18 protein-coding genes and 1 tRNA gene are annotated in these 22,698 nt (G+C 47.8%); 11 read left to right on the top strand and 8 right to left on the bottom strand.

Annotation, left to right across the window (positions count from 1 at the left end; all coding sequences use genetic code 11):
- A partial coding sequence (locus ACTHSN_RS10495) for a YadA family autotransporter adhesin (protein WP_440365306.1) occupies positions 1-2,214 on the top strand: 2,214 nt, incomplete at its 5' end.
- Positions 2,215-2,368: 154 nt separating this feature from the next.
- Positions 2,369-4,990 (top strand): aminopeptidase N, encoded by a 2,622-nt coding sequence (gene pepN, locus ACTHSN_RS10490; RefSeq protein ID WP_070460250.1) that lies wholly within the window; start codon positions 2,369-2,371, stop codon positions 4,988-4,990.
- A 184-nt stretch (positions 4,991-5,174) separates the two neighbouring features.
- Here the strand turns inward: pepN and porB are convergent, their stop codons facing one another.
- From porB to ACTHSN_RS10460, 6 genes are all read right to left on the bottom strand, one after another.
- Positions 5,175-6,236, bottom strand: a complete 1,062-nt coding sequence (gene porB, locus ACTHSN_RS10485) for a trimeric porin PorB (protein WP_070843479.1) — start codon at positions 6,234-6,236, stop codon at positions 5,175-5,177.
- Positions 6,237-6,624: 388 nt separating this feature from the next.
- Positions 6,625-7,638, bottom strand: a complete 1,014-nt coding sequence (gene ilvC / locus ACTHSN_RS10480) for a ketol-acid reductoisomerase (RefSeq protein WP_070459226.1) — start codon at positions 7,636-7,638, stop codon at positions 6,625-6,627.
- Positions 7,639-7,699: 61 nt separating this feature from the next.
- Positions 7,700-7,993, bottom strand: a complete 294-nt coding sequence (locus tag ACTHSN_RS10475; RefSeq protein WP_070583491.1) for a putative quinol monooxygenase — start codon at positions 7,991-7,993, stop codon at positions 7,700-7,702.
- A gap of 66 nt (positions 7,994-8,059) precedes the next feature.
- The gene (gene ilvN / locus ACTHSN_RS10470; protein WP_003685820.1) at positions 8,060-8,551 is read right to left on the bottom strand and encodes an acetolactate synthase small subunit; all 492 of its coding nucleotides are present in this window, start codon (positions 8,549-8,551) and stop codon (positions 8,060-8,062) included.
- Positions 8,552-8,561: 10 nt separating this feature from the next.
- Positions 8,562-10,289, bottom strand: coding sequence for a biosynthetic-type acetolactate synthase large subunit (ilvB, locus tag ACTHSN_RS10465; protein ID WP_107792551.1), 1,728 nt, complete (start codon positions 10,287-10,289; stop codon positions 8,562-8,564).
- Between the two features lie 389 nt (positions 10,290-10,678).
- Positions 10,679-10,763: transfer RNA gene (locus ACTHSN_RS10460), tRNA-Leu, on the bottom strand.
- A 285-nt stretch (positions 10,764-11,048) separates the two neighbouring features.
- On the opposite strand from ACTHSN_RS10460, the gene ACTHSN_RS10455 reads away from it, so the two are divergent.
- The 5 genes from ACTHSN_RS10455 to ACTHSN_RS10435 all read left to right on the top strand — a co-directional run bounded on the left by ACTHSN_RS10455 (position 11,049) and on the right by ACTHSN_RS10435 (position 15,138).
- Positions 11,049-11,720 carry an SCO family protein gene (locus ACTHSN_RS10455; protein WP_107792550.1) on the top strand — a complete coding sequence of 224 codons (672 nt, stop codon included), beginning with the start codon at positions 11,049-11,051 and terminating at the stop codon, positions 11,718-11,720.
- Positions 11,721-11,801: 81 nt separating this feature from the next.
- Positions 11,802-12,455, top strand: coding sequence for an ATP phosphoribosyltransferase (hisG, locus tag ACTHSN_RS10450; RefSeq protein ID WP_036473098.1), 654 nt, complete (start codon positions 11,802-11,804; stop codon positions 12,453-12,455).
- A gap of 48 nt (positions 12,456-12,503) precedes the next feature.
- The gene (gene nfsA / locus ACTHSN_RS10445; RefSeq protein ID WP_440365305.1) at positions 12,504-13,229 is read left to right on the top strand and encodes an oxygen-insensitive NADPH nitroreductase; all 726 of its coding nucleotides are present in this window, start codon (positions 12,504-12,506) and stop codon (positions 13,227-13,229) included.
- A 71-nt stretch (positions 13,230-13,300) separates the two neighbouring features.
- Positions 13,301-14,593 carry a histidinol dehydrogenase gene (gene hisD / locus ACTHSN_RS10440; RefSeq protein WP_440365304.1) on the top strand — a complete coding sequence of 431 codons (1,293 nt, stop codon included), beginning with the start codon at positions 13,301-13,303 and terminating at the stop codon, positions 14,591-14,593.
- A gap of 185 nt (positions 14,594-14,778) precedes the next feature.
- Positions 14,779-15,138, top strand: a complete 360-nt coding sequence (locus tag ACTHSN_RS10435) for an immunity 8 family protein (protein WP_002221979.1) — start codon at positions 14,779-14,781, stop codon at positions 15,136-15,138.
- 89 nt (positions 15,139-15,227) lie between these two features.
- Here ACTHSN_RS10435 and ACTHSN_RS10430 read toward each other — a convergent pair whose 3' ends face one another.
- Complete coding sequence (locus ACTHSN_RS10430; RefSeq protein WP_440365303.1) at positions 15,228-16,109, bottom strand: prephenate dehydrogenase; 882 nt, start codon at positions 16,107-16,109, stop codon at positions 15,228-15,230.
- A 296-nt stretch (positions 16,110-16,405) separates the two neighbouring features.
- Between ACTHSN_RS10430 and ACTHSN_RS10425 the strand changes: the two genes are divergently transcribed.
- From ACTHSN_RS10425 to ACTHSN_RS10410, 4 genes are all read left to right on the top strand, one after another.
- The gene (locus ACTHSN_RS10425) at positions 16,406-16,900 is read left to right on the top strand and encodes a MarR family transcriptional regulator (RefSeq protein ID WP_004521040.1); all 495 of its coding nucleotides are present in this window, start codon (positions 16,406-16,408) and stop codon (positions 16,898-16,900) included.
- A 49-nt stretch (positions 16,901-16,949) separates the two neighbouring features.
- Positions 16,950-18,356 carry an efflux transporter outer membrane subunit gene (locus ACTHSN_RS10420; RefSeq protein WP_070459249.1) on the top strand — a complete coding sequence of 469 codons (1,407 nt, stop codon included), beginning with the start codon at positions 16,950-16,952 and terminating at the stop codon, positions 18,354-18,356.
- A gap of 222 nt (positions 18,357-18,578) precedes the next feature.
- On the top strand, positions 18,579-19,769 hold the full coding sequence (locus tag ACTHSN_RS10415; protein WP_070459251.1) for an HlyD family secretion protein: 1,191 nt from the start codon (positions 18,579-18,581) through the stop codon (positions 19,767-19,769).
- Between the two features lie 101 nt (positions 19,770-19,870).
- Positions 19,871-21,397, top strand: a complete 1,527-nt coding sequence (locus ACTHSN_RS10410; protein ID WP_070459254.1) for a DHA2 family efflux MFS transporter permease subunit — start codon at positions 19,871-19,873, stop codon at positions 21,395-21,397.
- Between the two features lie 42 nt (positions 21,398-21,439).
- Here the strand turns inward: ACTHSN_RS10410 and thrB are convergent, their stop codons facing one another.
- A complete protein-coding gene (gene thrB / locus ACTHSN_RS10405; RefSeq protein WP_070459257.1) occupies positions 21,440-22,357 on the bottom strand; it encodes a homoserine kinase in 918 nt (305 codons plus the stop codon).
- Positions 22,358-22,698 lie beyond the last annotated feature (341 nt).

Genomic DNA, 22,698 nt, shown 5'->3' with positions numbered 1-22,698 from the left:
GCCGACGGTGACCTCAATGCCAACAGCAAAGACGCCGTCAACGGCAGCCAACTGTTTGCGACCAACCAAAACGTAGCGACAAACGCCGCCAATATCGCCAAAGGCATCAACTTCGGCGGTACCACCGGCAGCAACAACTACGCATTGGGCGACACCATCAATGTCAAAGGCGACAGCAACATCATCAGCGAAACCGTAGCCGGTGGCGCACAGCTGAAACTGGCCGATGTGTTGAATGTCGGTCAAGCGGCTCCGGTGAAAATTGATGGCGAGAAAGGCGAAGTCAGCGGCTTGAGCAATACGACTTTGGGCGGTAGCGACTTTGCCCAAGGCAAACGTGCGGCGACTGAAGAGCAGCTGAATGCGGCCCAAGATCAGTTGGTGAATGTGTTGGGTGGCAATGCGGCCAATAATGGCGGCAACATCAGCATGACTGATATTGGCGGTACTGGTGAGAACAATATCCACGATGCAATCAAAGCCGTCAATGCAACTGCCAATCTGCCTTTGACTTTCGGTGGTGACAGCGGCAAAGACGTTGAACGCAAACCGGGTACGAAACTGAATATTGTTGGCGGTCAAACCGATGCAGCCAAACTTTCAGACGGCAATATCGGCGTTGTAGCGAATGGCTCTGATAAGTTGGAAGTCAAATTGGCTAAAGACTTGGCAGTTGACAGCGTGAAAGCCGGTGATACCACAGTCAATACTGACGGCGTGAAAGTTGGTGATGTCAACCTGACTAAAGCCGGCTTGGACAATGGCGGCAACAAGATTACCAATGTTGCAGCCGGTACCGATGACACTGATGCGGTCAATGTTGCTCAGTTGAACAAAGCTGCGGCTGCGGCTAAGACCGAAGTCGTTCAAGGCGATAACATTGTTGTAACTCAGGATGTCGGCGCCAATGGCCAAACCATTTACAAAGTGGCTACCGATAAAAACCTGAAAGTCGACAGTGTTACCGCAGGCGATACCGTGATGAATAATGACGGTGTCAAAGTTGGCGATGATGTTGCATTGAACAAAGACGGCTTGAAAGTTGGCGATGTGAACCTGACCAAAGCTGGCTTGAACAATGGCGGCAACAAGATCACCAACGTGGCAGCCGGTACGGATGACACCGATGCAGTCAATGTTTCTCAACTGAAACAAGCTGCTGCTGCGTCCAAGACTGAAGTCGTTCAAGGTAAGAACATCGTTGTGACGGAAAAAACAGGTGACAAAGGTCAGACTGTTTATGAAGTTGCTACCAATAAAGACTTGGACGTTGACAGCGTGAAAGCCGGCGATACCGCAGTGAATACTGATGGTGTCAAAGTTGGTGACGATGTTGCATTGAACAAAGACGGCTTGAAAGCAGGCAAGGTAAACCTGACTAAAGACGGCTTGGACAATGCGGGCAACAAAGTAACCAACGTAGCGGATGGCGACATCAATGCCAACAGCAAAGATGCCGTCAACGGCAGCCAGTTGTACGCAACCAACCAAAACGTAGCCAACAACGCTGCGACTATCGCCAAAGGCATTAACTTCGGCGGTACGACAGGCAGCAACAACTACGCATTGGGCGACACCATCAACGTTAAAGGCGACAGCAACATCATCAGCGAAACCGTAGCCGGTGGCGCTCAACTGAAGTTGGCTGACGAGATTAGCGTGAAGACCGTGAATGCCGATACCTTCAAAGCAGGCGATACTGTGATGAATAACGACGGCGTGAAAGTCGGAGATAAAGTTGCGTTGAACAAAGATGGTCTGACCGCAGGCAATACCGTGGTCAACAACGATGGCGTAACCATCGCTGCACCGACTGAAAACAATCCGAACAACCAAGTCAAATTGTCTCCTGTCGGTCTGAACAACGGCGGCCAACGCATTACCAACGTGGCTCCGGGTAAAGACGGTACAGACGCGGCAAACGTGAACCAGTTGATTGGTTTGGGTACCGAGTTGCAGAACAACATCAACCAAGTAGGTAAGAAAGCCTACGCGGGTGTGGCCGGTGCGATTGCCCAAGGCTCGATTCCGCAGGTAACCCGTCCGGGTGCGACCGGTATTGGTGTCGGCAGCGGCTACTATGGCGGCCAGTCTGCTATGGCCATCGGCGTGTCTGCGATGAGCGACGGCGGCAACTGGATTGTCAAAGGCAACTTCTCGGCCAATACCGACGGTCATGTCGGTGTGGGTGCCGGTGCGCTGTATCAGTGGTAAGTTGGCAATGACAGGCAACTAGATTTGCTGCCTGAATAGGGAGGCCGTCTGAAATTTTAGGTTTCAGACGGCTTTTTTTCTGAAAACACTTGAATTTAGGCTAGATGAAACGATATGCTTCATCTATTTACCGCATGACTCTGAAAGAGAACAAATGAGCAAAACCATCCATTATTTGAAAGACTACGCCGCGCCAGCGTACCGTATTCTGAAAACCGACCTGCATTTCGATATTTTAGAACCGCAAACCATCGTCAAATCCAGTCTGACCGTTCAACCTGAAAGAGCAGGGGAGCCGTTGGTATTGGATGGTTCGGCAAAACTGCTGTCTGTGAAAGTAAACGGCCAGGCCGTAGATTATGTGTTGGAAGACGAAAAACTGACGATTGCAGGCGTGCCGTCTGAAAACTTCACGCTGGAAGTAGAAACCGAAATTTTGCCGGCTGAGAACAAATCTCTGATGGGTCTGTATGCTTCCGGCGGCAACCTGTTCACCCAATGCGAACCGGAAGGTTTCCGCAAAATTACGTTCTACATCGACCGTCCGGATGTCATGTCTAAATTTACCACCACCATCGTTGCAGACAAAAAACGCTATCCGGTGTTGCTGTCTAACGGCAATAAAATCGATGGCGGCGAGTTTTCAGACGGCCGTCATTGGGTGAAATGGGAAGACCCGTTTGCCAAACCGAGCTATCTCTTTGCTTTGGTGGCAGGCGATTTAGCAGTAACGGAAGATTATTTCACGACCATGAGCGGCCGTAAGGTCAAAATCGAGTTCTACACCACTGAGACAGACAAACCTAAAGTCGGTTTTGCCGTGGAATCGTTGAAAAATGCGATGAAATGGGACGAAACACGCTTCGGTTTGGAATACGACTTGGATATTTTCATGGTCGTTGCCGTGGGCGATTTCAATATGGGCGCGATGGAAAACAAAGGTTTGAATATTTTCAACACCAAGTTTGTGCTGGCCAACAGCCGTACCGCGACCGATACCGACTTTGAAGGCATCGAATCTGTTGTCGGCCACGAATATTTCCACAACTGGACGGGCAACCGTGTGACCTGCCGCGATTGGTTCCAATTGTCGCTGAAAGAAGGTTTGACCGTATTCCGCGATCAAGAGTTTTCCGGCGACCGAGCCAGCCGCGTGGTACGCCGTATCGACAATGTCCGTATGCTACGCTTGTTCCAATTCCCTGAAGATGCAGGCCCGACTGCGCATCCTGTTCGCCCGGCCAGCTATGAGGAGATGAACAACTTCTACACCATGACCGTCTATGAAAAAGGTGCAGAAGTAGTGCGCATGTATCATACCTTGCTCGGAGAAGAGGGCTTCCAAAAAGGCATGAAGCTGTATTTCCAACGCCACGATGGTCAGGCTGTGACTTGTGATGATTTCCGTGCCGCAATGGCAGACGCAAACGGCATCAATCTTGATCAGTTTGCTTTATGGTACAGCCAAGCCGGTACGCCGGTTTTAGATGCTCAAGGCCGTCTGAAAGGTGGAGCGTTTGAATTGACCATTAAACAAACCATTCCGGCCACGCCCGATATGGCGGACAAGCAGCCGATGATGATTCCGGTCAAAACCGGTTTGCTGAATGAAAAAGGCGAAGCGGTTGAGTTTGAATATCAAGGCAAACGGGTGAAAGAGGCGGTTTTGGTATTGACCGAAGCCGAGCAGACTTTTGTGTTGGGCGGCGTCAATGAGCCGGTTATCCCGTCTCTGCTACGAGATTTTTCTGCACCGGTTACCCTGAACTATCCATACAGCGAGCAAGAATTGGCGACTTTGCTGGCGGCAGATGAAAATGAGTTTGCACGTTGGGAGGCTGCTCAAACCCTGTATCATCGCGCCATTAATGCCAACCGTCAGGCATTGGCGGAAGGCCGTCCTTTACCGGAACACAAAGCATTGATGGATGCTTTGGCTTTGGTGGTTTCCGGTGACTTTGATCCGGCATTCCGTGCCATTTTGCTGCAAATGCCGTCTGAAACCGATGTATGGGCGGAAGAAGAAAATATTGACCCGATTCAGGTTCATCAAGCGCGTGAAGCCTTGCTCAATTCCGTTGCCGTCAAGTTCCTGCCTCAATGGCGCGAGTTGAACCGTCAGGCTGCCGAGCAAGAAAACCAAGCCGATGCCGCTGTTCGTTATGAATACAGCCCGGAATTGGCCGGCTGGCGCACTTTGCGTAATGCTTGCAGGGCATTTATCCTTCGTGCTGACGCTGCGCATATCGAGCACGTTGCGGAGAATTACGAAGCAATGGCGCAAAACATGACCCACGAATGGGGTATCTTATCTGCAATCAACAGCAATGAAAGTGAAATCCGCGATCGTTTGTTGACACAATTTGCCGATAAATTCGCCGATGATGCTTTGGTAATGGACAAATACTTTGCCCTGATTGCCTCAAGTCGCCGTAAAGATACTTTACAGCAAGTTCAGACGGCCTTGAATCATCCTAAGTTCAGTATTGAAAACCCAAATAAAGCCCGTTCTTTATTGATGAGCTTCAGTCGTAATATTCCGCACTTCCATGCAGAAGACGGCAGCGGCTACCGCTTTGTAGCAGATAAAGTGATGGAAATTGACCGCTTTAATCCGCAAGTTGCCGCTCGACTGGTGCAGGCTTTCAACATCTGCAACAAATTGGAAGCCAACCGCAAAGCCGTTATGACTAAAGAGTTGCAACGCATCCATGCACAAGAAGGTTTGTCCAAAGATGTGGGCGAGATTGTTGGTAAGATTTTAAATGAGAAATAAAGCTTGTCTGTTGAACTTATTGTTATTTGGCAATAAGGATAGATAGACTAAAGGCCGTCTGAAACTGATTGGTTTCAGACGGCCTTTTTATATACAACGCTTAAATTAATTTTCGTTGAGGGTAGGGCATAAGAATAAAAAAGAGCCTGCATAAAACAGGCTCTTTTTCATACTAATCCAAAGATTAGAATTTGTGACGCAGGCCAACAGTGCCAGCAGTTTTCTCGTATTTGTAGTCGCCTTTGCCTTCTTTCAACCAGCCGGCAGAAACCAGAGCAGAAGTGCGTTTAGAGAAGTCGTAGTCAGCACCAACGATAACTTGGTTGTAAGCGCTGTTCTCTTGTTTCACGCCTTCTTCTTTAGCTTTGAAGCCGTGAGCGTAAGAAACACGAGGAGTTACGTTGCCGAAGCGGTAAGCAGCAGTTGCACCAACTTCAGTACGTTCGTTTTTCTTAGCACCAGCTACGTCAGCTTTGAAGCCTTCGTATTGACCTACAACAGCAACCATCAGGTTGTTAGCATCGTAACCAGCAGTCAGACGGTGAGCTTGGTGATCTTTGTAAGTACCAGCAGCCAAATTATTGTTGCGGTTGAATACTTTCAAGTAATCAGCAGTCAAGTCAGCACGTTTAGCATAAGAACCAGCATAGCGACCGAAGAAGCCAGAGTTTTCGTAGTTCAGACCCAAGTCGTAAGACTCGCGGCTTTTCACAGTGTGAGTATATTTGTCGCTAGGGTTAGCATTGTCACGTGGTTGGTATTGTACGCTTGCGCTGAAACCACCAAATACAGGGGTATCGTAACGTACAGATACTTTACGAGAATCTACACGTTTGATTTTACCCAATTGCAGAGCATCTTCGTTAGCTGCACTAGATTCCCAAGGGTCGAAGCTGTCGCTGCTGTTGCTCAGGGCATTATCCAAGTTACCGGCACGAATTTTACCGAAACCGCCTTCCAAGCCCAAGAAAGATTCACGGTTAGCGAAACCAGAGTCACCACCGGCGATAGAAGTTTTTTGTTCAACTTGCCAGATAGCATTCAGGTTGCTACCCAAGTGTTCGTGGCCTTTGAAACCGATGCGAGAGCCGAAGTCAGCAATCTCAGTAGCAGTTTTAGAAGAAGTCTTACCCTCTTTTACTTTAGAAATTTCTACGCCAGCTTTAATTTGACCGTACAGAGTTACGTCAGCCATAGCTGCAACAGGCAGGGCAGCCAGAGTCAGGGCAATCAGGGATTTTTTCATTGCTGTTTTCCTTTTTTAAGTGTGAAGAAGCGAGCATTCGTTCTTCTTATTACGATATCGTTCTGTTTCAACGATTCCATGACCATAATATAAAGGTTATGGCTTAAGAAAACAAATTTTCCTCTTGTTTTAGGCGTATTTTTGTTGGGAAACGTTGTTTTTTGCAGACAGAGTAGGTATAGAAAATAGTCGTTTATTTCGTAATATGTTTTTTTAAAAGGAAATTTTAGGAGAATCATGAAAGACAGTTTATAGAGGTTGGGGGTAAATGTTGTTTATATTGTCTTCAGACGGCCTTGTTGAGTGAGGTTTATAGTGTATTGGGTTTTAAAATTATAAAAAAACCTGCCTGAGTAATCAGGCAGGTTTCATTTGCTTGAAAGACAGATTAGTTTTTGTCTTGGTCAACCAGTTTGTTTTTAGCGATCCAAGGCATCATAGAACGCAGTTGTGCACCCACTTTTTCAATTTGGTGGTCGGCGTTCAGACGGCGACGGGCAGTCATGCTGGCGTAGTTGGTTGCGCCTTCTTGGATGAACATTTTCGCATATTCGCCGCTTTGAATGCGGTATAGCGCTTTTTTCATCGCAGCTTTGGTTGCAGGAGTCACTACTTCAGGGCCGGTAACGTATTCACCGTATTCGGCATTGTTGGAAATGGAGTAGTTCATGTTGGCAATACCGCCTTCGTACATCAGGTCAACGATCAGTTTCAGCTCGTGCAGACATTCGAAGTAGGCCATTTCTGGAGCGTAACCGGCTTCAACCAAAGTTTCAAAGCCGCATTTCACCAATTCAACTGCGCCACCGCACAATACGGCTTGTTCGCCAAACAGGTCGGTTTCGGTTTCTTCGCGGAAGTTGGTTTCGATTACGCCGCCTTTAGTGCCGCCGTTGGCTGCTGCGTAAGACAGGGCGATGTCTTTGGCTTTGCCGCTTTTATCTTGGTAAACGGCGATCAAGGAAGGTACGCCGCCGCCTTTCAGGAATTCGCTGCGTACGGTGTGGCCTGGGCCTTTAGGGGCGATCATGATAACGTCAAGGTCGGCGCGAGGTACGATTTGGTTGTAGTGTACGTTGAAGCCGTGAGCGAACGCCAATACTGCGCCTTCTTTCAAGTTAGGATCGATTTCGTTTTTGTATACGATAGGTTGGTTTTCGTCAGGCAACAGAATCATTACAACGTCGGCTGCTTTAGTTGCTTCAGCAACGGTGCGCACGTCGTGGCCGGCTGCTTCGGCTTTTTTCCAAGAGCTGCCTTGGCGCAGACCGATTACGACATTTACGCCGGAATCTTTCAGGTTTGCTGCGTGTGCGTGACCTTGTGAACCGTAGCCGATGATGGCAACGGTTTTGCCTTTGATCAGAGAAAGGTCAGCGTCTTTATCGTAATAAACTTGCATTTTATTTCCTTAGTGTAAGAGGGTTCCGGATAATCCGGGTTGAGTTAAAAGTAATAGGGGATTAGGCAGGGACTTGGTTCATCAAGACGATTTCCAATGCTTCGGTTTTTCCTTCGATGGATTTGACGAAGTTTTGGAAATGTTCGCTGGCATTGTGCTCATCAATAGCTGCTTGGGATTTCCAGCTTTCTACGAATACGAAACGGTTGGGTTTGCCGATTTCTTGGTGCAGGTCGTAGCTGATGTTGCCTTCTTCTGCACGGCTGGCTTTGACCAATTCTTTAAATTGGGCAGCCAGAGCCTCGGTGTATTCGGGTTTGACGGTAACTAATGCAACGATTTGGATGCTTGACATATTTGTCTCCTACTGTTTTTCAGACGGCCTTTGTTGAAAGTAAAAGGCCGTCTGAACGATACAGCGTTAAATTTTCAAAATGCGCTCGCCACGACCGATACCGGCTGCGCCTGTGCGTACGGTTTCCAAAATTTGGGCGCGACCGACTGTTTCGAGGAAAGAGTCGAGTTTTTCGGTGGAACCTGTGATTTCGATGGTGTAGCTGCGGTCTGTTACATCAATAACGCTGCCGCGGTAGATTTCGGTCAATCGCAGGAATTCGTCGCGGTCTTTGCCGACGGCGCGGACTTTTACCAACATCAGTTCGCGTTCGACAAAACGGCTTTCGTTCAAGTCAACCACTTTGATAACTTCAATCAGTTTGTTGAGTTGTTTGGTGATTTGCTCGATAACGTGTTCGTCGCCATGAGTAACGATGGTCATGCGAGACAAGGTTTTGTCTTCGGTTGGCGCAACAGCCAAGGAGTCGATATTGTAATCGCGTGCGGAGAACAAACCTACCACACGGCTCATCGCACCTGATTCGTTTTCCATCAGAATAGATAAGATATGTCGCATTTTTCTCTCCTTACGCTGACAATGTTTCGCGCATATGCGGCGGCAGAACCATCTCGTCCAAGCCTTTGCCGTTGCCGACCATAGGCAGTACGTTTTGTTTCTTATCAGTCAAGAAATCGAGGAATACCAGGCGGTCTTTTTGGTTTAATGCTTCCAGCAACGCGCCTTCTACATCGGATTTCTTGTCCACACGGATGCCGATATGGCCGTAGGCTTCAGCCAGTTTGACAAAATCAGGCAATGAGTCGAAATAGGTTTCCGATTCACGGTTGCCATAATAAAGTTCTTGCCATTGGCGGACCATGCCGAGGTAGCCGTTGTTCAGGGTAACGACGTTAACCGGAACTCGGTATTGGAAGCAGGTCGACAGCTCTTGGATGTTCATCTGAATCGAGCCTTCGCCGGTGATGCAGAATACATCTTGATCAGGAGCGGCCAGTTTCGCACCGATGGCATATGGCAAGCCTACGCCCATTGTGCCTAAACCGCCGGAATTGAGCCATTGGCGCGGACGCTCGAATGGGTAATATTGTGCGGTAAACATTTGGTGTTGACCAACGTCGGAAGTAATGATGGCAGAATTATTGGTGATTTCGGCCAGTTTTTGAATGACGTATTGCGGTTTGATGATTTCGCTTTCATTATCAAACCACAGGCAGTTGCGCGAACGCCATTCTTCGATGCTTTTCCACCATTTATCCAATGAGTCGGCAGCAGGTGCAGATTCTTGCTTGCCCCACAATTGAATCATTTCGGACAATACGTTTTTCACGTCGCCGACAATCGGGATATCCACTTTGACACGTTTGGCAATGCTGGACGGGTCAACGTCGATATGAATAATCTTTTTGGCTTTTTCAAAGAATTTGGACGGTACGGAAATCACGCGGTCATCGAAGCGCGCACCGATTGCCAGTACAACGTCTGCATTCTGCATGGCGAGGTTGGCTTCGTAAGTACCGTGCATACCCAGCATACCCAAGAATTGGCGGTCGCTGGAAGGGTATGCACCCAAGCCCATCAATGTACCGGCACAAGGAGCGCCGATCATACGGACAAATTTGGTCATTTCCTCAGAGGCATTGCCCAAAACTACACCGCCGCCAAAGTAAACAATAGGGCGTTTGGCGGAAGCCAGCATTTGTACGGCTTTTTTGATTTGACCAATGTGGCCTTGTACAACCGGTTGGTAAGAGCGGATGAAGATGTCTTCTTGCGGATAGCTGAATTTAGCCATCGCTTGGGTGACATCTTTAGGAACATCGACAACAACGGGACCCGGACGGCCGCTTGCGGCGATTTGGAAAGCTTTTTTGATGGTGTCTGCCAACTCAGCGATATTGGTTACCAAGAAATTGTGTTTGACACAAGGGCGGGTAATGCCGACTGTATCCACTTCTTGGAATGCGTCTGTCCCGATAAGGGAGTTGCCCACCTGGCCGCTGATAACTACCAACGGAATAGAGTCGCTGTAAGCAGTGGCGATGCCGGTCAGCGCATTGGTCACGCCTGGGCCGGAAGTCACCAAGGCAACGCCGACTTTGCCGCTGACACGGGCATAGGCATCTGCCGCGTGTACGGCTGCCTGCTCGTGGCGAACCAGGATGTGCTTGAATTTATTGAGTTGGAAAAGGGCATCGTAGATTTCGATAACCGCGCCGCCCGGATAGCCGAATACATACTCGACACCTTCGGCTTTGAGACTTTGCACGATGATTTGTGCGCCTGATAATTGCATATTGACCTCTTTTATATGGCCTCAAACCAATAGGAACAATCCGCCTCACCACAGCACCTGTAATGCAATTCCACCAAGCAGCGATTTAGGGTACGCGCACTGAGGGAATACGATGACAGTCAGACTATCCAATCAATTGGGAAGAAACACAGAGTTTGTGAAAAAGAGTAGAAACGATAACGCAATCCGACTGTACAAGCAAGACAAAATCTTTCATCTTTTAACGTTTAAGGAGTGAAAATAGATTATCGTTTGATTTTAAAGAAATAAAAAAACAGTTTTATTGAGCTTGATGTGGGGAGATTGTTGACAGTTTGAGTAAGGAGAAGGTTTTTGCAAATGAAGAATAGCAAAAAACCTCTTGACCGAATCAAGAGGTTTTTTTAATTTGGTGCCCAGGGTCGGACTCGAACCGACACACCTTGCGGCGGGGGATTTTGAGTCCCCTGCGTCTACCAATTTCGCCACCTGGGCTAGCGAAGAAGTCGTCATTATAGCGAGTTCTCAAATCTTGTAAAGCAGTAATTGAAAAAAAATTGGATTATTTTTATATTTGTTTGATTTTTAATGAATTAAACTTTTTACGTTTGATGGCTATCTAAATGGAAGGCAGATTTTTAAAACAAAAAAAGCAGTATTTATCTGTAAAAAGGGCTATATTTAATGTGTCAAACGCGTTAATATGAAGATGTTTTGTTTTTATATCGGCCGGGCGGTTGTTTGGCTTCACTTAATTTGAAACGGTTTTGGAGAAAATTTATGCTTTCCGTTACACGAACTTTCCTACTCAGTGCTTTTGCGTTGGCTGCTCTGGCTGCTTGTCAGCCTAAAGAAGAGGCTAAAGAGGCTTCTTCGACACCTGCCGCTTCTGCCGCTTCTGCTGCGCCTGCTGCTTCCGGTGAGTCTGCGCCCAAAGTGCAAGCGCGCGGTACCGATATGCGCAAAGAAGATATTGGCGGTGATTTTACATTGACCGATGGCGACGGCAAACCTTTCAGCCTGAGCGACTTGAAAGGCAAAGTGGTTATCCTGTCTTTCGGTTATACCCACTGTCCTGACGTATGCCCGACCGAGTTGCTGACTTACAGCGATACTTTGAAACAATTGGGCGATCAGGCTAAAGACGTGAAAGTAGTATTTGTCAGCATCGACCCGGAGCGCGATACGCCTGAAGTAATCGGCAAATATGCCAAACAGTTCCACCCTGATTTTATCGGCCTGACGGCTACCGGCGATCAAAGCCTGCCTGTCATCAAACAGCAATACCGTGTGGTATCGGCTAAAGTTAACCAAAAAGAAGACAGCGAAAACTATTTGGTCGACCACTCTTCAGGTGCATATTTGATTGATAAAAACGGCGAAGTGGCGATTTTCTCGCCTTATGGCAGCGAGCCGGAAACGATTGCGGCTGATGTGAAAACTTTATTGTAAAACCGTAGTTGGGGCCGTCTGAAATGGGTTGTGGATTTCAGACGGCCTTCTTGTTTTTGATACGGCAAAGGAGAAGAAAAAATGACCGACACACTTTTAACGATTGCTTTATCCAAGGGGCGAATTTTTGAGGAAACCCTGCCGCTGTTGGCCGCCGCCGGTATTGTGCCTGCGGAAGAGCCGGAAAAGTCGCGCAAGCTGATTATTGGCACGAATCATGACAATATCCGTTTGGTGATTGTGCGCGCGACCGATGTGCCGACTTATGTGCAATATGGTGCGGCGGATTTCGGTATTGCCGGCAAGGATGTGTTGATTGAGCATGGCGGAGATGGCCTGTATCAACCTTTGGATTTGCACATCGCCTCATGCCGCATGATGGTTGCGGTGAAAAAAGGTTTTGATTACGCCGCCGCTTCCAAACCCGGCAGCCGCTTGCGGATTGCTACCAAATATCCTGACATCGCCGCCGAACACTTTGCCGACAAGGGTGTGCATGTGGACATCATCAAACTGTACGGATCGATGGAGCTTGCGCCTTTGGTCGGTCTGAGCGACGCGATTGTCGATTTGGTTTCCAGCGGCAATACTTTGAAAGCCAATGGTTTGGAAGCTGTGGAACATGTGGCTGATATTTCCAGCCGCTTGGTGGTCAACAAAGCGGCCTTGAAAACCAAATATGCGCTGTTGAATCCGATTATTCAGGCATTTGAAAATGCTGCTAAGGCCGTCTGAAAAGTTTTTGGCAAAACCTGTCTGCCAACCCAGTTTGAAAGCCCCGTCATGATGCAAAGCAAACCGACACTCGATACGATTCTTTCCCATCGTTCCATCCGCAGGTTTACTTCCGATCCGATTGCCGATGAAATTCTCGATACGCTGGTTCGCGCCGGACAGCAGGCTTCTACTTCCAACAACCTGCAATGCGTTTCCATCATCCGCGTATCGGACCTTGCGCTGAGGCAGGGGATACATGAAGCGGCAGGAAGCGCACCTTATATTGTCCATTGTGCGGAATTTTTATTGTTTTGCATCGATTTTTCCAAACACAAGGCAATGTTTCCCGATGCGCAAATTGATTGGGCGGAAGTAACCCTGATTGGTGCGGTCGATGCAGGCATTATGGCGCAAAACGTATTGCTTGCCGCCGAATCGCTTGGGCTGGGAGGCGTGTATATCGGCGCGTTGCGCAATGATGCGCAAAAAGTGTCGGATGTATTGAAACTGCCGGATTATTGCGTACCTTTGGTGGGATTGTGTCTCGGTTATCCCGACCAAGACCCGCCGCTCAAACCGCGCCTACCTCAGGAAATGGTGTATGCCGAAAACACCTGTCCGAGCCTGAATGCCGAGGCGGTTGAAGCCTATAATCAGGCAGTAGCGGATTATTATGAGCTACGCAAGGGAAGTCCGATACCTTGGAAGGAATCGCTGGCCAAAACCTTAGGTAATCCTGTACGGCCGCATATGTTGGCGTTTTTGCAGAAAAAAGGTTTTTTGAAAAGATAATGTTCAGACGGCCTTTGAGTGATTGAGGCCGTCTGAAAACAATAGGAACGAAATAAGGAAGAGAGCAAACCATGAAGAAACTCGACACCCAATCCCCTGATTTTCAAGCCGAACTCAAAGCGTTACTCGCTTTTGAGACCGCGCAAAACCCTGAAATCGACCGTATTGTTGCCGACATCTGTGCCGATGTTCAAAAACGCGGCGATGCGGCGCTGATTGAATACACCAACCGCTTTGACGGTACATCCGCTCAAACCATCGACGATTTAATTCTGACGCAAGATGATTTGCAGTCTGCGTTTGAGCGTTTGCCTGAAAACATTCAGACGGCCTTGAAAACGGCCGCGAGACGGGTGGAAAGCTACCATGAACACCAAAAAATGGAGTCGTGGACTTACGAAGACGAAGACGGCATGCTTTTGGGCCAACAGATTACGCCGCTTGACCGTGTCGGTATTTATGTTCCGGGCGGTAAAGCTGCTTATCCGAGTTCCGTCATCATGAACGCCATGCCTGCCCACGTTGCCGGTGTGAAAGAAATCATCATGGTCGTTCCCACTCCGAAAGGTGAGCGCAACGATATCGTGTTGGCGGCTGCTTTTGTGGCCGGTGTAACTAAAGTGTTTACGGTCGGCGGTGCGCAGGCGGTTGCGGCTTTGGCCTATGGTACGGAATCTGTGCCTCAAGTCGATAAGATTACCGGCCCGGGCAATGCCTTTGTCGCTGCGGCCAAACGACGCGTGTTCGGCGTGGTCGGTATCGATATGGTGGCAGGGCCGTCTGAAATTTTGGTGATTGCCGATGGTACGACACCTGCCGATTGGGTGGCCATGGATTTGTTCAGTCAGGCGGAACACGATGAAATTGCACAAGCGATTTTGATCGGTACTTCTCAAGCGTATTTGGACGAAGTTCAGACGGCCATGAACCGCTTGATCGAAACCATGCCGCGCCGTGCGATTATTGAAGCTTCATTGGGTAACCGCGGCGCAATGATTTTGGCTAAAGATTTGGACGAAGCCTGCGAAATCGCCAACTATATTTCTCCAGAGCACTTGGAACTGTCGGTTGAGAATCCGCAAGAGTGGGCGAAAAAAATCCGCCACGCCGGTGCGATTTTCATGGGACGCTATACCAGTGAAAGCCTTGGTGACTATTGCGCAGGCCCTAATCACGTTTTGCCGACCAGCCGCACGGCGCGTTTCTCTTCTCCTTTGGGAACATATGATTTCCAAAAACGCTCCAGTCTGATTCAGGTTTCAGAACGAGGCGCGCAGAAGTTGGGCAAAACCGCCAGTGTGTTGGCGCATGGCGAAAGCTTGACCGCACACGCCAGAGCGGCTGAGTTCCGTTTGAAAGACTGAGTGAAGCGCTGAAGTCGTACGTGCAAGGGTTGTTTGATAAGTGCTGACGGAACTCGTTTATACCGACCGCCTACTACCAAAAAAAACACTCCAACACATCTTAATCCAACAGGAACGCAAGCGAATTTTGTTATTCGAGACCCAAATACAAGAACAACACTAACTAATGGACATTTGAATATAAAATGATTAACCTAGAATTGAAAGCCATCAATCTTTACGATTGTGCCTTTGAAGATTTCGTTCCCGAAATCAAAGACAATTTTTGTGTGGGAATTGATTTAGACATAGGAACTGATGATAGTGATGCTGCAGATATATTTTCTGTTCGCATATGCTCTCCTAAATGGATTTTGCATAATTGTTTCCAAAATCAAAGGGTTAAATGGGGAGCGGGTATGATGATTATGAATGAATTTAATCATTCTGTTATTAAATCGGAAATTGAGAAAATTCTTAAAGAATGTTCAAAAGAAACTTGGGAAAAGTCATTGACTTATTTACTTCGTTTTTTTTCGTGGGAATTTGAAGATTATCAGTGCTAAAGAAATCAAAAAAGGGCATCTAAACAGATGCCCTTTTTATTGTGATGAAGATTTTAACTGGGAAGGTATCAGGCCGTCTGAAAACAGGTTTAACGGTTTTTCAGCCAGTCATTACGCATTTGTGCGGCTTCTTCAAAATAGCGGTAAAGCTCGGTTTTGTTGCCGTCTGAAAGGAGCTGTTCCAATTTGGATAATTGCTCTTTCAAATCGCTTGTCAGTTTGAGCAGGGCAGGGCGGTTGGCCATGCAGATGTCTGTCCAAACGGCAGGATGGCTGGAAGCGATGCGGGTAAAGTCGCGAAAGCCGGTGGCGGCATAGGGGAGATAGTCTTTGCCGTGCGGATGGTCAACCAAAGCGTGGACATAGGCAAAGGCGGCCAAGTGCGGTAAGTGGGAAACGGCGGCAAAAATATTGTCGTGTTCTTCGGCGCTCATGGTGGAAATTTGCGAACCAACTGCCTGCCACAGGCTTTTCAGCCGTCTCAGGCCGTCTGAAGCCTCTTGGCCGTGTAGCGTAATGATAAGGCGGCTGTTTTGAAACAAACCGCAACGCGCGGATTTTGCTCCGCTTTGATCCGATCCAGCTATCGGGTGGGCGGCAAAACATTGCGGCAGGCGGTCGGATAAGTGAGTGCGGAAGGCATTGAGTGCCGATTGTTTGGTGCTGCCGACATCGGAAACGCAGGCGGTGTCTTTTAAGAAGGGCTTGATGTCGCGACATACGTCAGGTAGGACGGAGACAGGCGTGGCAATTAAAACCAAATCGGCATTGCCGATGCTTTCGGCGCAAATATTCGGATAGGCATGATCGATGATGCCGCATTCGAGTGCGTAATTGAGGTTGTCGGCATTGGTGTCGATACCGGTAACGGTTTGCACCAGTCCCAAGCGTTTGAGGTCGAGCATGAACGAGCCGCCGATTAAACCGACGCCGATAAGGGTAATGTGGGGGAAAAAGGCGGAAGTGTTCATGGTTTGAATCCGGTTTAAGTGGAAAAGCTTATTTTAATCTGTCATCGAGGCCGTCTGAAAGATGGAATCAAGGTTTCAGACGGTCTTTTTTATGGTCGAATTTTCATGATTTAGGCATAGAAAACTCCGTTTAGTAGGAGCATGTAACCGATTATCAGATTTTCATACACTAAAATAATCATCTGAATTAGTATAACGTCTTAAAGTAAGTAATTGGTATCTTAAAGTAAATTATTACATCATATTTTATTTTGATTGATATCGAATAAAATAACTCACTCAGAAAGAAGGAATTTATGAGTTTTTCACAAACCGAATTAGTCAACGCAATGCGTTTGCTTTCTACCCGTCTGCCGCAGTTTCCGGAGCAGCAAAACCAAGTATCCCGTATGTTGCGCATCGTAACCGAACGTTTGAGCAGCCATTTGAACGAAAACCTGAAAGCGTTCGGCATCAATGAAAACCTGTGGTTTTCCCTGATGGCGGTTTACGTCAGCCCAAACAGCGAAATCCTGCCTTCGCGCTTGAGCGACCTGATGGACTTGACGCGCACCAGTGCAACACGCCTGTCGGACGATATGGTTGAGCGCGGCTGGGTAGAGCGTTATATCAATCAGAAAGACCGTCGTCAGATTGTGCTAAAATTAACCCCTTCGGGTGAGACCTTCATCCACGAAGTATGGCCGCAAATTGCCCGTCAGAGCGGCCAGGCGTGGGAAGATTTCACGAAAGAGGATTACGATACGCTGCAACACCTGTTGGGTAAACTGTTGAACCGTTTGGGCAATTAACAACAGACGGCCTGAAGGTCTGCGGCAGACACACATAAACGGAGTCTGTATGAAATTAGGTTTGGTCAAATCAAGCGTGTGCGTTGCCGCTGTTTCGCTGTTGGCGGCATGTGCACCGTTCGGCAAACAGTCGCCTTTGGATGAGACAACAGCCTATCCGCTGCCGCAAGGCCAATCTGCCGCTACTGCCCAAGACGGCTGGTGGATGAAGCTGAAAGATAAAAAATTAAACAATTTGATTGCTTCCGCCATTCAGACGTCTACCAATCTGCGTGTCGTCAAGGCAAGGTTTGAGCAGGCTCAGGCGCAGCTGGGCGTTGTGGGAGCTGCAAACAAACCGCAAGTCGGCTTGGGCGTTACAGGTCTGGGTGCTTATGTTTCACCCAAACCTCAAGCCGGTATGGTCGATACCGACCATACATTGGTTTTGGCGCACGCAGCCTTACAAGGCAGTTTGGTTTTCGACTTTTGGGGTAAAAACCGAGAGCAGATTCAAGCTGTTTTAGGAAAAAGCAGGGCTGCGGTGTATGAAGCTCATCATATCCGCACCGAGTTGGCTCACGCCGTTGCCGCCCAATATTTTGCGTGGCAGATGGCGACAGAACAATTGGCTTTGTTGGATACGCGTATAGAGCTGGCGGATAAAGCATTGAAACTGATGCAACAACGCGTTAAAGCGCAGCTGGCTCCTGCCGATGCCTTGCACGCTCTGGAAATGGCGCAACAGCAATTACAGCTTGAAAAATCGGCATGGACTCAGAAAAATGAGAAAATCCGCAACAGTCTGGCTGTATTGACCGGCCGAGTGCCGGGTGCATTAAATGGACAAGTTCCGGAAAAAATGGCGGCTGTGCCGTCATTGCCGGTTAGTCGTATTGAAGCGGACTTGTTGGCGGCCCGTCCCGATATCGCGGCACAAAAAGCCTTGCTTGAAGAGAAATGGCATATCGTCAAATCGACCGAAGCAGAGTTTTACCCGAATATCGAATTAAAAGTTTTGGCAGGTATGACGCACATTGATGCGTTCAATCTGATTCGCGGACGGACTTCCGGTATGTTGGGCATTGTTCCGGCTTTGAATCTGCCATTGTTTACGTCCGGCGCGCTGCAGTCCAAATTGGCGGGCAAACGCGCTCAATATAACGAGCAGGTTGCCGTGTATGACCAAACTGTTTTGAACGCCATGCGTTCGGCGGCAGATGCCGTAGTGGACTATCAAAGCCTGAAAAGCCGACAAGATACTTGGAACAAGATGGTCAATATTGCCGATAAATCTGTGCAAAATGCGAAAGGACGTGTTCGTGCAGGTTTGGATAACGGCTTGACCGCTTTGCAAAAACAAGACGAAGCTGCGCGTACGAAAATGTCGGCGGTTCAATACCATGCAGAATATCTGACAGCTTGGAGTAACCTCAATGCCCAGTTGGGCGGTGGCTTTAAATTAAATAAGAAATAAACGTTTTATTAAAACGTAGGCCGTCTGAAAGTAATTTCAGACGGCCTTTTGCTTACCTTATTTACATTTGCTACCGGAAGAAATTATTGTAATGAATAGAGTGTAACTATAAAATATGACCCTTTAGCGCGTTAAACACGCGTATTGGGGACTGATAGTATAAGTCAGCGCCCAGCAAACAATAATATCGTTATCACATGTGCAGAATTAAAGTTAGGACTTATGGATACTCAATCGGAAAAAAATAATGTCCAAAAAGAACCGGAAGTAGTCGCTTCCGGCGCTAAAACGCATCGCAAACGCAATTTGGTTATCGTTACGCTTCTATTCCTTATTGCGGCAGCAGGAGTTGCTTTGGCGTATTTCCTGTTTTGGCAGCATGAAGAAGAAACGGAAGATGCTTATGTGGCCGGTCATTTGGTGATGATTACGCCGCAGGTGAACGGCACGGTGCGCAAAGTCATGTATGACGATACGGATGTCGTGAAAAAAGGCGATGTTTTGGTGGCTTTGGACGACAGCGATTTTCAGCTGGCATACGATCGCGCGCAAAATGAATTGATTCAGGCCATCCGTCAAAACAAACAGCAAACTGCGGTCAATTCAAAAGCCAAAGCGCAAGTGTTGTTACGCAAAGCCGATTTGGCCCGTGCGCAAGCCGATTTGCGCCGCCGCGAATCTTTGGCGGGTACGGAAGCGGTTTCCGGAGAAGAACTCAGCCATGCCCGTGCCGCTGTGGTTCAGGCTCAGGCTGCATTGAAAGCGGTTGAGGCGGAAGAAGTTTCTGCTCAGGCAGCGTTGGGCAGTAATATTCCTCTGCGCCAACAACCGGCAGTTCAGACGGCCATCAGCCACATCAAAGACGCTTGGTTGAATTTGCAACGTACGCAAATCCGTTCGCCGATTAGCGGCCAAATTGCCAAACGCAATGTCCAAGTCGGCCAACGTATCGTGCAAGGTACGCCGATGATGGCTGTTGTGCCTCTGTCTGAATTGTGGGTGGATGCCAACTTTAAAGAATCGCAACTGCGCAAAATGAAAATCGGCCAGCCTGTTGAAATGACAGCCGATTTGTACGGCAGTAAAGTGGTTTACCATGGCAAGGTAATGGGCTTGTCGGCCGGTACGGGCAGTGCGTTCTCATTACTGCCGGCACAAAACGCAACGGGCAACTGGATTAAAGTTGTGCAACGTGTACCGGTGCGTATCAGTTTGGATGCTAAAGAATTGCAACAAAATCCGCTCCGTGTCGGTTTGTCGATGACTGTTAAAGTCGATATTGCCGAGAAGGGCAGCGGTAAAGCCATGACTGCCGAAGCGGAACGAAATACTGCCTTGCCGGAAACGAAAAGTGTGGATTGGAAAGCCGCCGATGCTTTAGTCGATAAAATCTTCGAGCAATACGCAAAATAATCTTTTCAGACGGCCTGAGTCTTTTATTGAAGGCTCAGGCCGTCTGAAATATTGATTCTCTTCAATCGACCGCTTTGGCGGTTGTCTTATAGTTTATAAATATGAATTATCCGCCTTTACAAGGGTTTAAGCTGGTGTTGGCAACTTTGGCGCTCAGCTTGGCCGTATTTATGGAAGTCTTGGACAGCACCATCGCCAACGTCGCCGTGCCTGTTATTGCAGGGGATTTGGGTGCGGCTACCACGCAGGGAACTTGGGTGATTACCTCATTTGCCGTAGCCAATGCCATCTCTGTTCCCTTGACAGGTTTTTTGGCCAAGCGGTTCGGCGAGGTCAAAATCTTTATCGCCGCTGTGATCGGGTTTGTCGTAACGTCATGGCTGTGTGGCATTGCACATAATCTTCAAGCCTTGGTTTTTTTCCGTGTATTGCAAGGCTTCATCGCCGGGCCATTGATTCCCTTGTCCCAAAGCCTGTTGATGGCTTCTTATCCGCCTGAAAAACGAACATTGGCGCTGGCCTTATGGGCGATGACCGTCGTTGTTGCCCCTGTGTTGGGGCCGATTTTAGGCGGTTGGATTTCAGACAATTGGCATTGGGGATGGATTTTCTTTATCAATATCCCGATCGGGATTTTGTCTGCAACTATTGCTTGGAAGCAGCTTCGACACAGGGAAACTGAAATCGTCAGGGCGCCAATCGATTATGTCGGGCTGGTGTTGATGATTGTCGGTGTCGGCGCATTGCAAATGATGCTTGATAGAGGTAAGGAATTGGACTGGTTTGCCTCGGGAGAGATTATCGTTTTGGGCGTTACCGCTTTGGTGTTCCTGACCTATTTTATTGTTTGGGAGCTGGGCGAGAAATACCCGATTGTCGATTTGTCATTGTTTAGAAATAGAAACTTTACGATAGGCGTTGTTGCGACATCCTTGGGCTTTATGGTGTATATGGGTACATTGACCTTGCTGCCTTTGGTGTTGCAATCAAATCTCGACTATACCGCTACTTGGGCTGGTTTGGCTGCTGCACCGGTAGGTTTTCTGCCGATTATTCTGTCGCCGATTATTGGTAAGTTTGGCAATCGCGTCGATATGCGCCTGTTTGTCAGCGCTAGCTTCTTGGTGTTTGCCTATACATTCCATTGGCGAACCGACTTCTATGCCGGCATGGATATGAGCAACGTCGTTTGGCCACAGTTTTGGCAGGGTTTAGGCGTAGCCATGTTCTTCCTGCCCCTGACCAGTATCACCTTATCGCATATGAAGGGCAACCAAATTGCCTCGGCCAGTAGCTTGTCTAATTTCTTGCGAGTCTTTATGGGCGGTGTCGGTGTGTCCGTTGTCAGCACCATGTGGGAACGGCGCGAAGCTCTGCACCATACTCAGCTGACCGAACATATTAATTCATTGTCCTCAATCAGCAACCAATCTATTCAAGGCATGATGGCCAATGGCCTGAGCAAAGAGCAAGCCCTGGCTGCGATAAATAGTACTATTTCCCAACAAGGCTTTATTATTGGCTCAAATGAAATCTTCTTGGCAGGCAGTATCATATTCATCAGTATGATTCCCATTATTTGGCTGGCGAGACCTCCGTTTAGCGGTTCCGGCGGGGGAGGGCATTAGATAAAAGGCCGTCTGAATTTCAGACGGCCTTTTATCTATATATTATTTAAGAGTCAAGAGCAGATCCCTAAATGCATTTGGATCTTTAATAAACGTCATTTCTCCTGATTGAGGAAAATGGAAATCAAGTAGGCGTGATACCCAAAAACGAATACATCCTGCTCTTTGTGCAGTAGGGAAATACGCGCGTTCTTCATCAGATAATGGACGTACGCTTTCATAGCCGTGGATAAAGGCATCATAAAGGACAGGGTCTAACTTGTTATCAGCTGTTCGTGCCCAATCGTTAACTGCAATTGCCAGGTCGTACATGAAATTACCGTTACACGCATAATAGAAGTCGATAAAGCCGGAAACTTCATCTCCATTAAGCAATACGTTGTCCTTAAATAAATCGGCATGGATAATACCAGAAGGCAAATGCTCTCCCAGATTTTCATCTAAAGCGGCAATTTCAGATTGAAGCAGTGCGGCATCTTTAGAATCTAAAACAGGCAGCAACTGAGTGCAGGCATCGCGCCACCAGTCATCATAACGAGGGTTTTTCATTTTTAAAGGAAAGTCTTGACCGGCTAAATGCATTTTGGCCAGCATAGCACCGGTATGGAAGCATTGAGCCTCAGTTGGCCAGCCGGTATCCGAGCCATTCAAACAAGTAACCAAACAAGCCGGTTTTCCGGCCAAAATAGAATGCAGTCTGCCATCTTTGCGAGCAATCGGAGCAGCGCAGGCAACACCATTCAGACTCAAATGCTGGTTTAGTTCTAGAAAGAAAGGCAGTTCTTCTGATTTCAAAACCTCAAAAACAGTCAATACATAACGACCGGTTGAAGTAGTCAAAAAATAATTACTGTTAGTAATTCCTTGAGCAATCCCCTGCAAAGAAACAAAATCTCCCAAATCATATTGCAGAAGGAAGTCACGCATTTGAGTGTCGGAAACACTTGTATAGACAGACATAGCAAACTCGAGGCTGATATAAAAGAATCAAGGAAGCATCATACCAAAAAACAAGCGCTAATAATATAAATTAAAGCGAGGGTCAAATTCAAAAGGCCGTCTGAAAGAGCAATTCAGACGGCCTTTGTTTTGTGTTTTTTTGTATGTATGGATTGTGTAGGAAGGTTGTTGGAGTTTTTTATAAAATAAAAAACCCTGTTAAAACAGGGTGGTGGTTAAATTTCTGAAAATAATTTTGCGAAAGGTGTTGACGGGTTTTATTGTGAGGCGTATAGTTCGGTTCTTCGCTGCTGACGCGGTGAAGAAAACGAAGCAGACAGTATAACACAGTTAGTTAGAAT

Source organism: Neisseria sp. P0009.S010, assembly GCF_051958545.1.
Classification (GTDB): Bacteria; Pseudomonadota; Gammaproteobacteria; order Burkholderiales; family Neisseriaceae; genus Neisseria; species Neisseria subflava_A.
The sequence above is the reverse complement of the archived record's forward strand: the minus strand, read 5'-3'. Positions and strand labels throughout refer to the sequence as shown.

Coding starts and splice junctions, on each gene's coding strand:
- pepN (WP_070460250.1), top strand. CDS start 2,369: ATGAGCAAAACCATCCATTATTTGAAAGACTACGCCGCGCCAGCGTAC.
- porB (WP_070843479.1), bottom strand. CDS start 6,236: ATGAAAAAATCCCTGATTGCCCTGACTCTGGCTGCCCTGCCTGTTGCA.
- ilvC (WP_070459226.1), bottom strand. CDS start 7,638: ATGCAAGTTTATTACGATAAAGACGCTGACCTTTCTCTGATCAAAGGC.
- ACTHSN_RS10475 (WP_070583491.1), bottom strand. CDS start 7,993: ATGTCAAGCATCCAAATCGTTGCATTAGTTACCGTCAAACCCGAATAC.
- ilvN (WP_003685820.1), bottom strand. CDS start 8,551: ATGCGACATATCTTATCTATTCTGATGGAAAACGAATCAGGTGCGATG.
- ilvB (WP_107792551.1), bottom strand. CDS start 10,289: ATGCAATTATCAGGCGCACAAATCATCGTGCAAAGTCTCAAAGCCGAA.
- ACTHSN_RS10455 (WP_107792550.1), top strand. CDS start 11,049: ATGCTTTCCGTTACACGAACTTTCCTACTCAGTGCTTTTGCGTTGGCT.
- hisG (WP_036473098.1), top strand. CDS start 11,802: ATGACCGACACACTTTTAACGATTGCTTTATCCAAGGGGCGAATTTTT.
- nfsA (WP_440365305.1), top strand. CDS start 12,504: ATGATGCAAAGCAAACCGACACTCGATACGATTCTTTCCCATCGTTCC.
- hisD (WP_440365304.1), top strand. CDS start 13,301: ATGAAGAAACTCGACACCCAATCCCCTGATTTTCAAGCCGAACTCAAA.
- ACTHSN_RS10435 (WP_002221979.1), top strand. CDS start 14,779: ATGATTAACCTAGAATTGAAAGCCATCAATCTTTACGATTGTGCCTTT.
- ACTHSN_RS10430 (WP_440365303.1), bottom strand. CDS start 16,109: ATGAACACTTCCGCCTTTTTCCCCCACATTACCCTTATCGGCGTCGGT.
- ACTHSN_RS10425 (WP_004521040.1), top strand. CDS start 16,406: ATGAGTTTTTCACAAACCGAATTAGTCAACGCAATGCGTTTGCTTTCT.
- ACTHSN_RS10420 (WP_070459249.1), top strand. CDS start 16,950: ATGAAATTAGGTTTGGTCAAATCAAGCGTGTGCGTTGCCGCTGTTTCG.
- ACTHSN_RS10415 (WP_070459251.1), top strand. CDS start 18,579: ATGGATACTCAATCGGAAAAAAATAATGTCCAAAAAGAACCGGAAGTA.
- ACTHSN_RS10410 (WP_070459254.1), top strand. CDS start 19,871: ATGAATTATCCGCCTTTACAAGGGTTTAAGCTGGTGTTGGCAACTTTG.
- thrB (WP_070459257.1), bottom strand. CDS start 22,357: ATGTCTGTCTATACAAGTGTTTCCGACACTCAAATGCGTGACTTCCTT.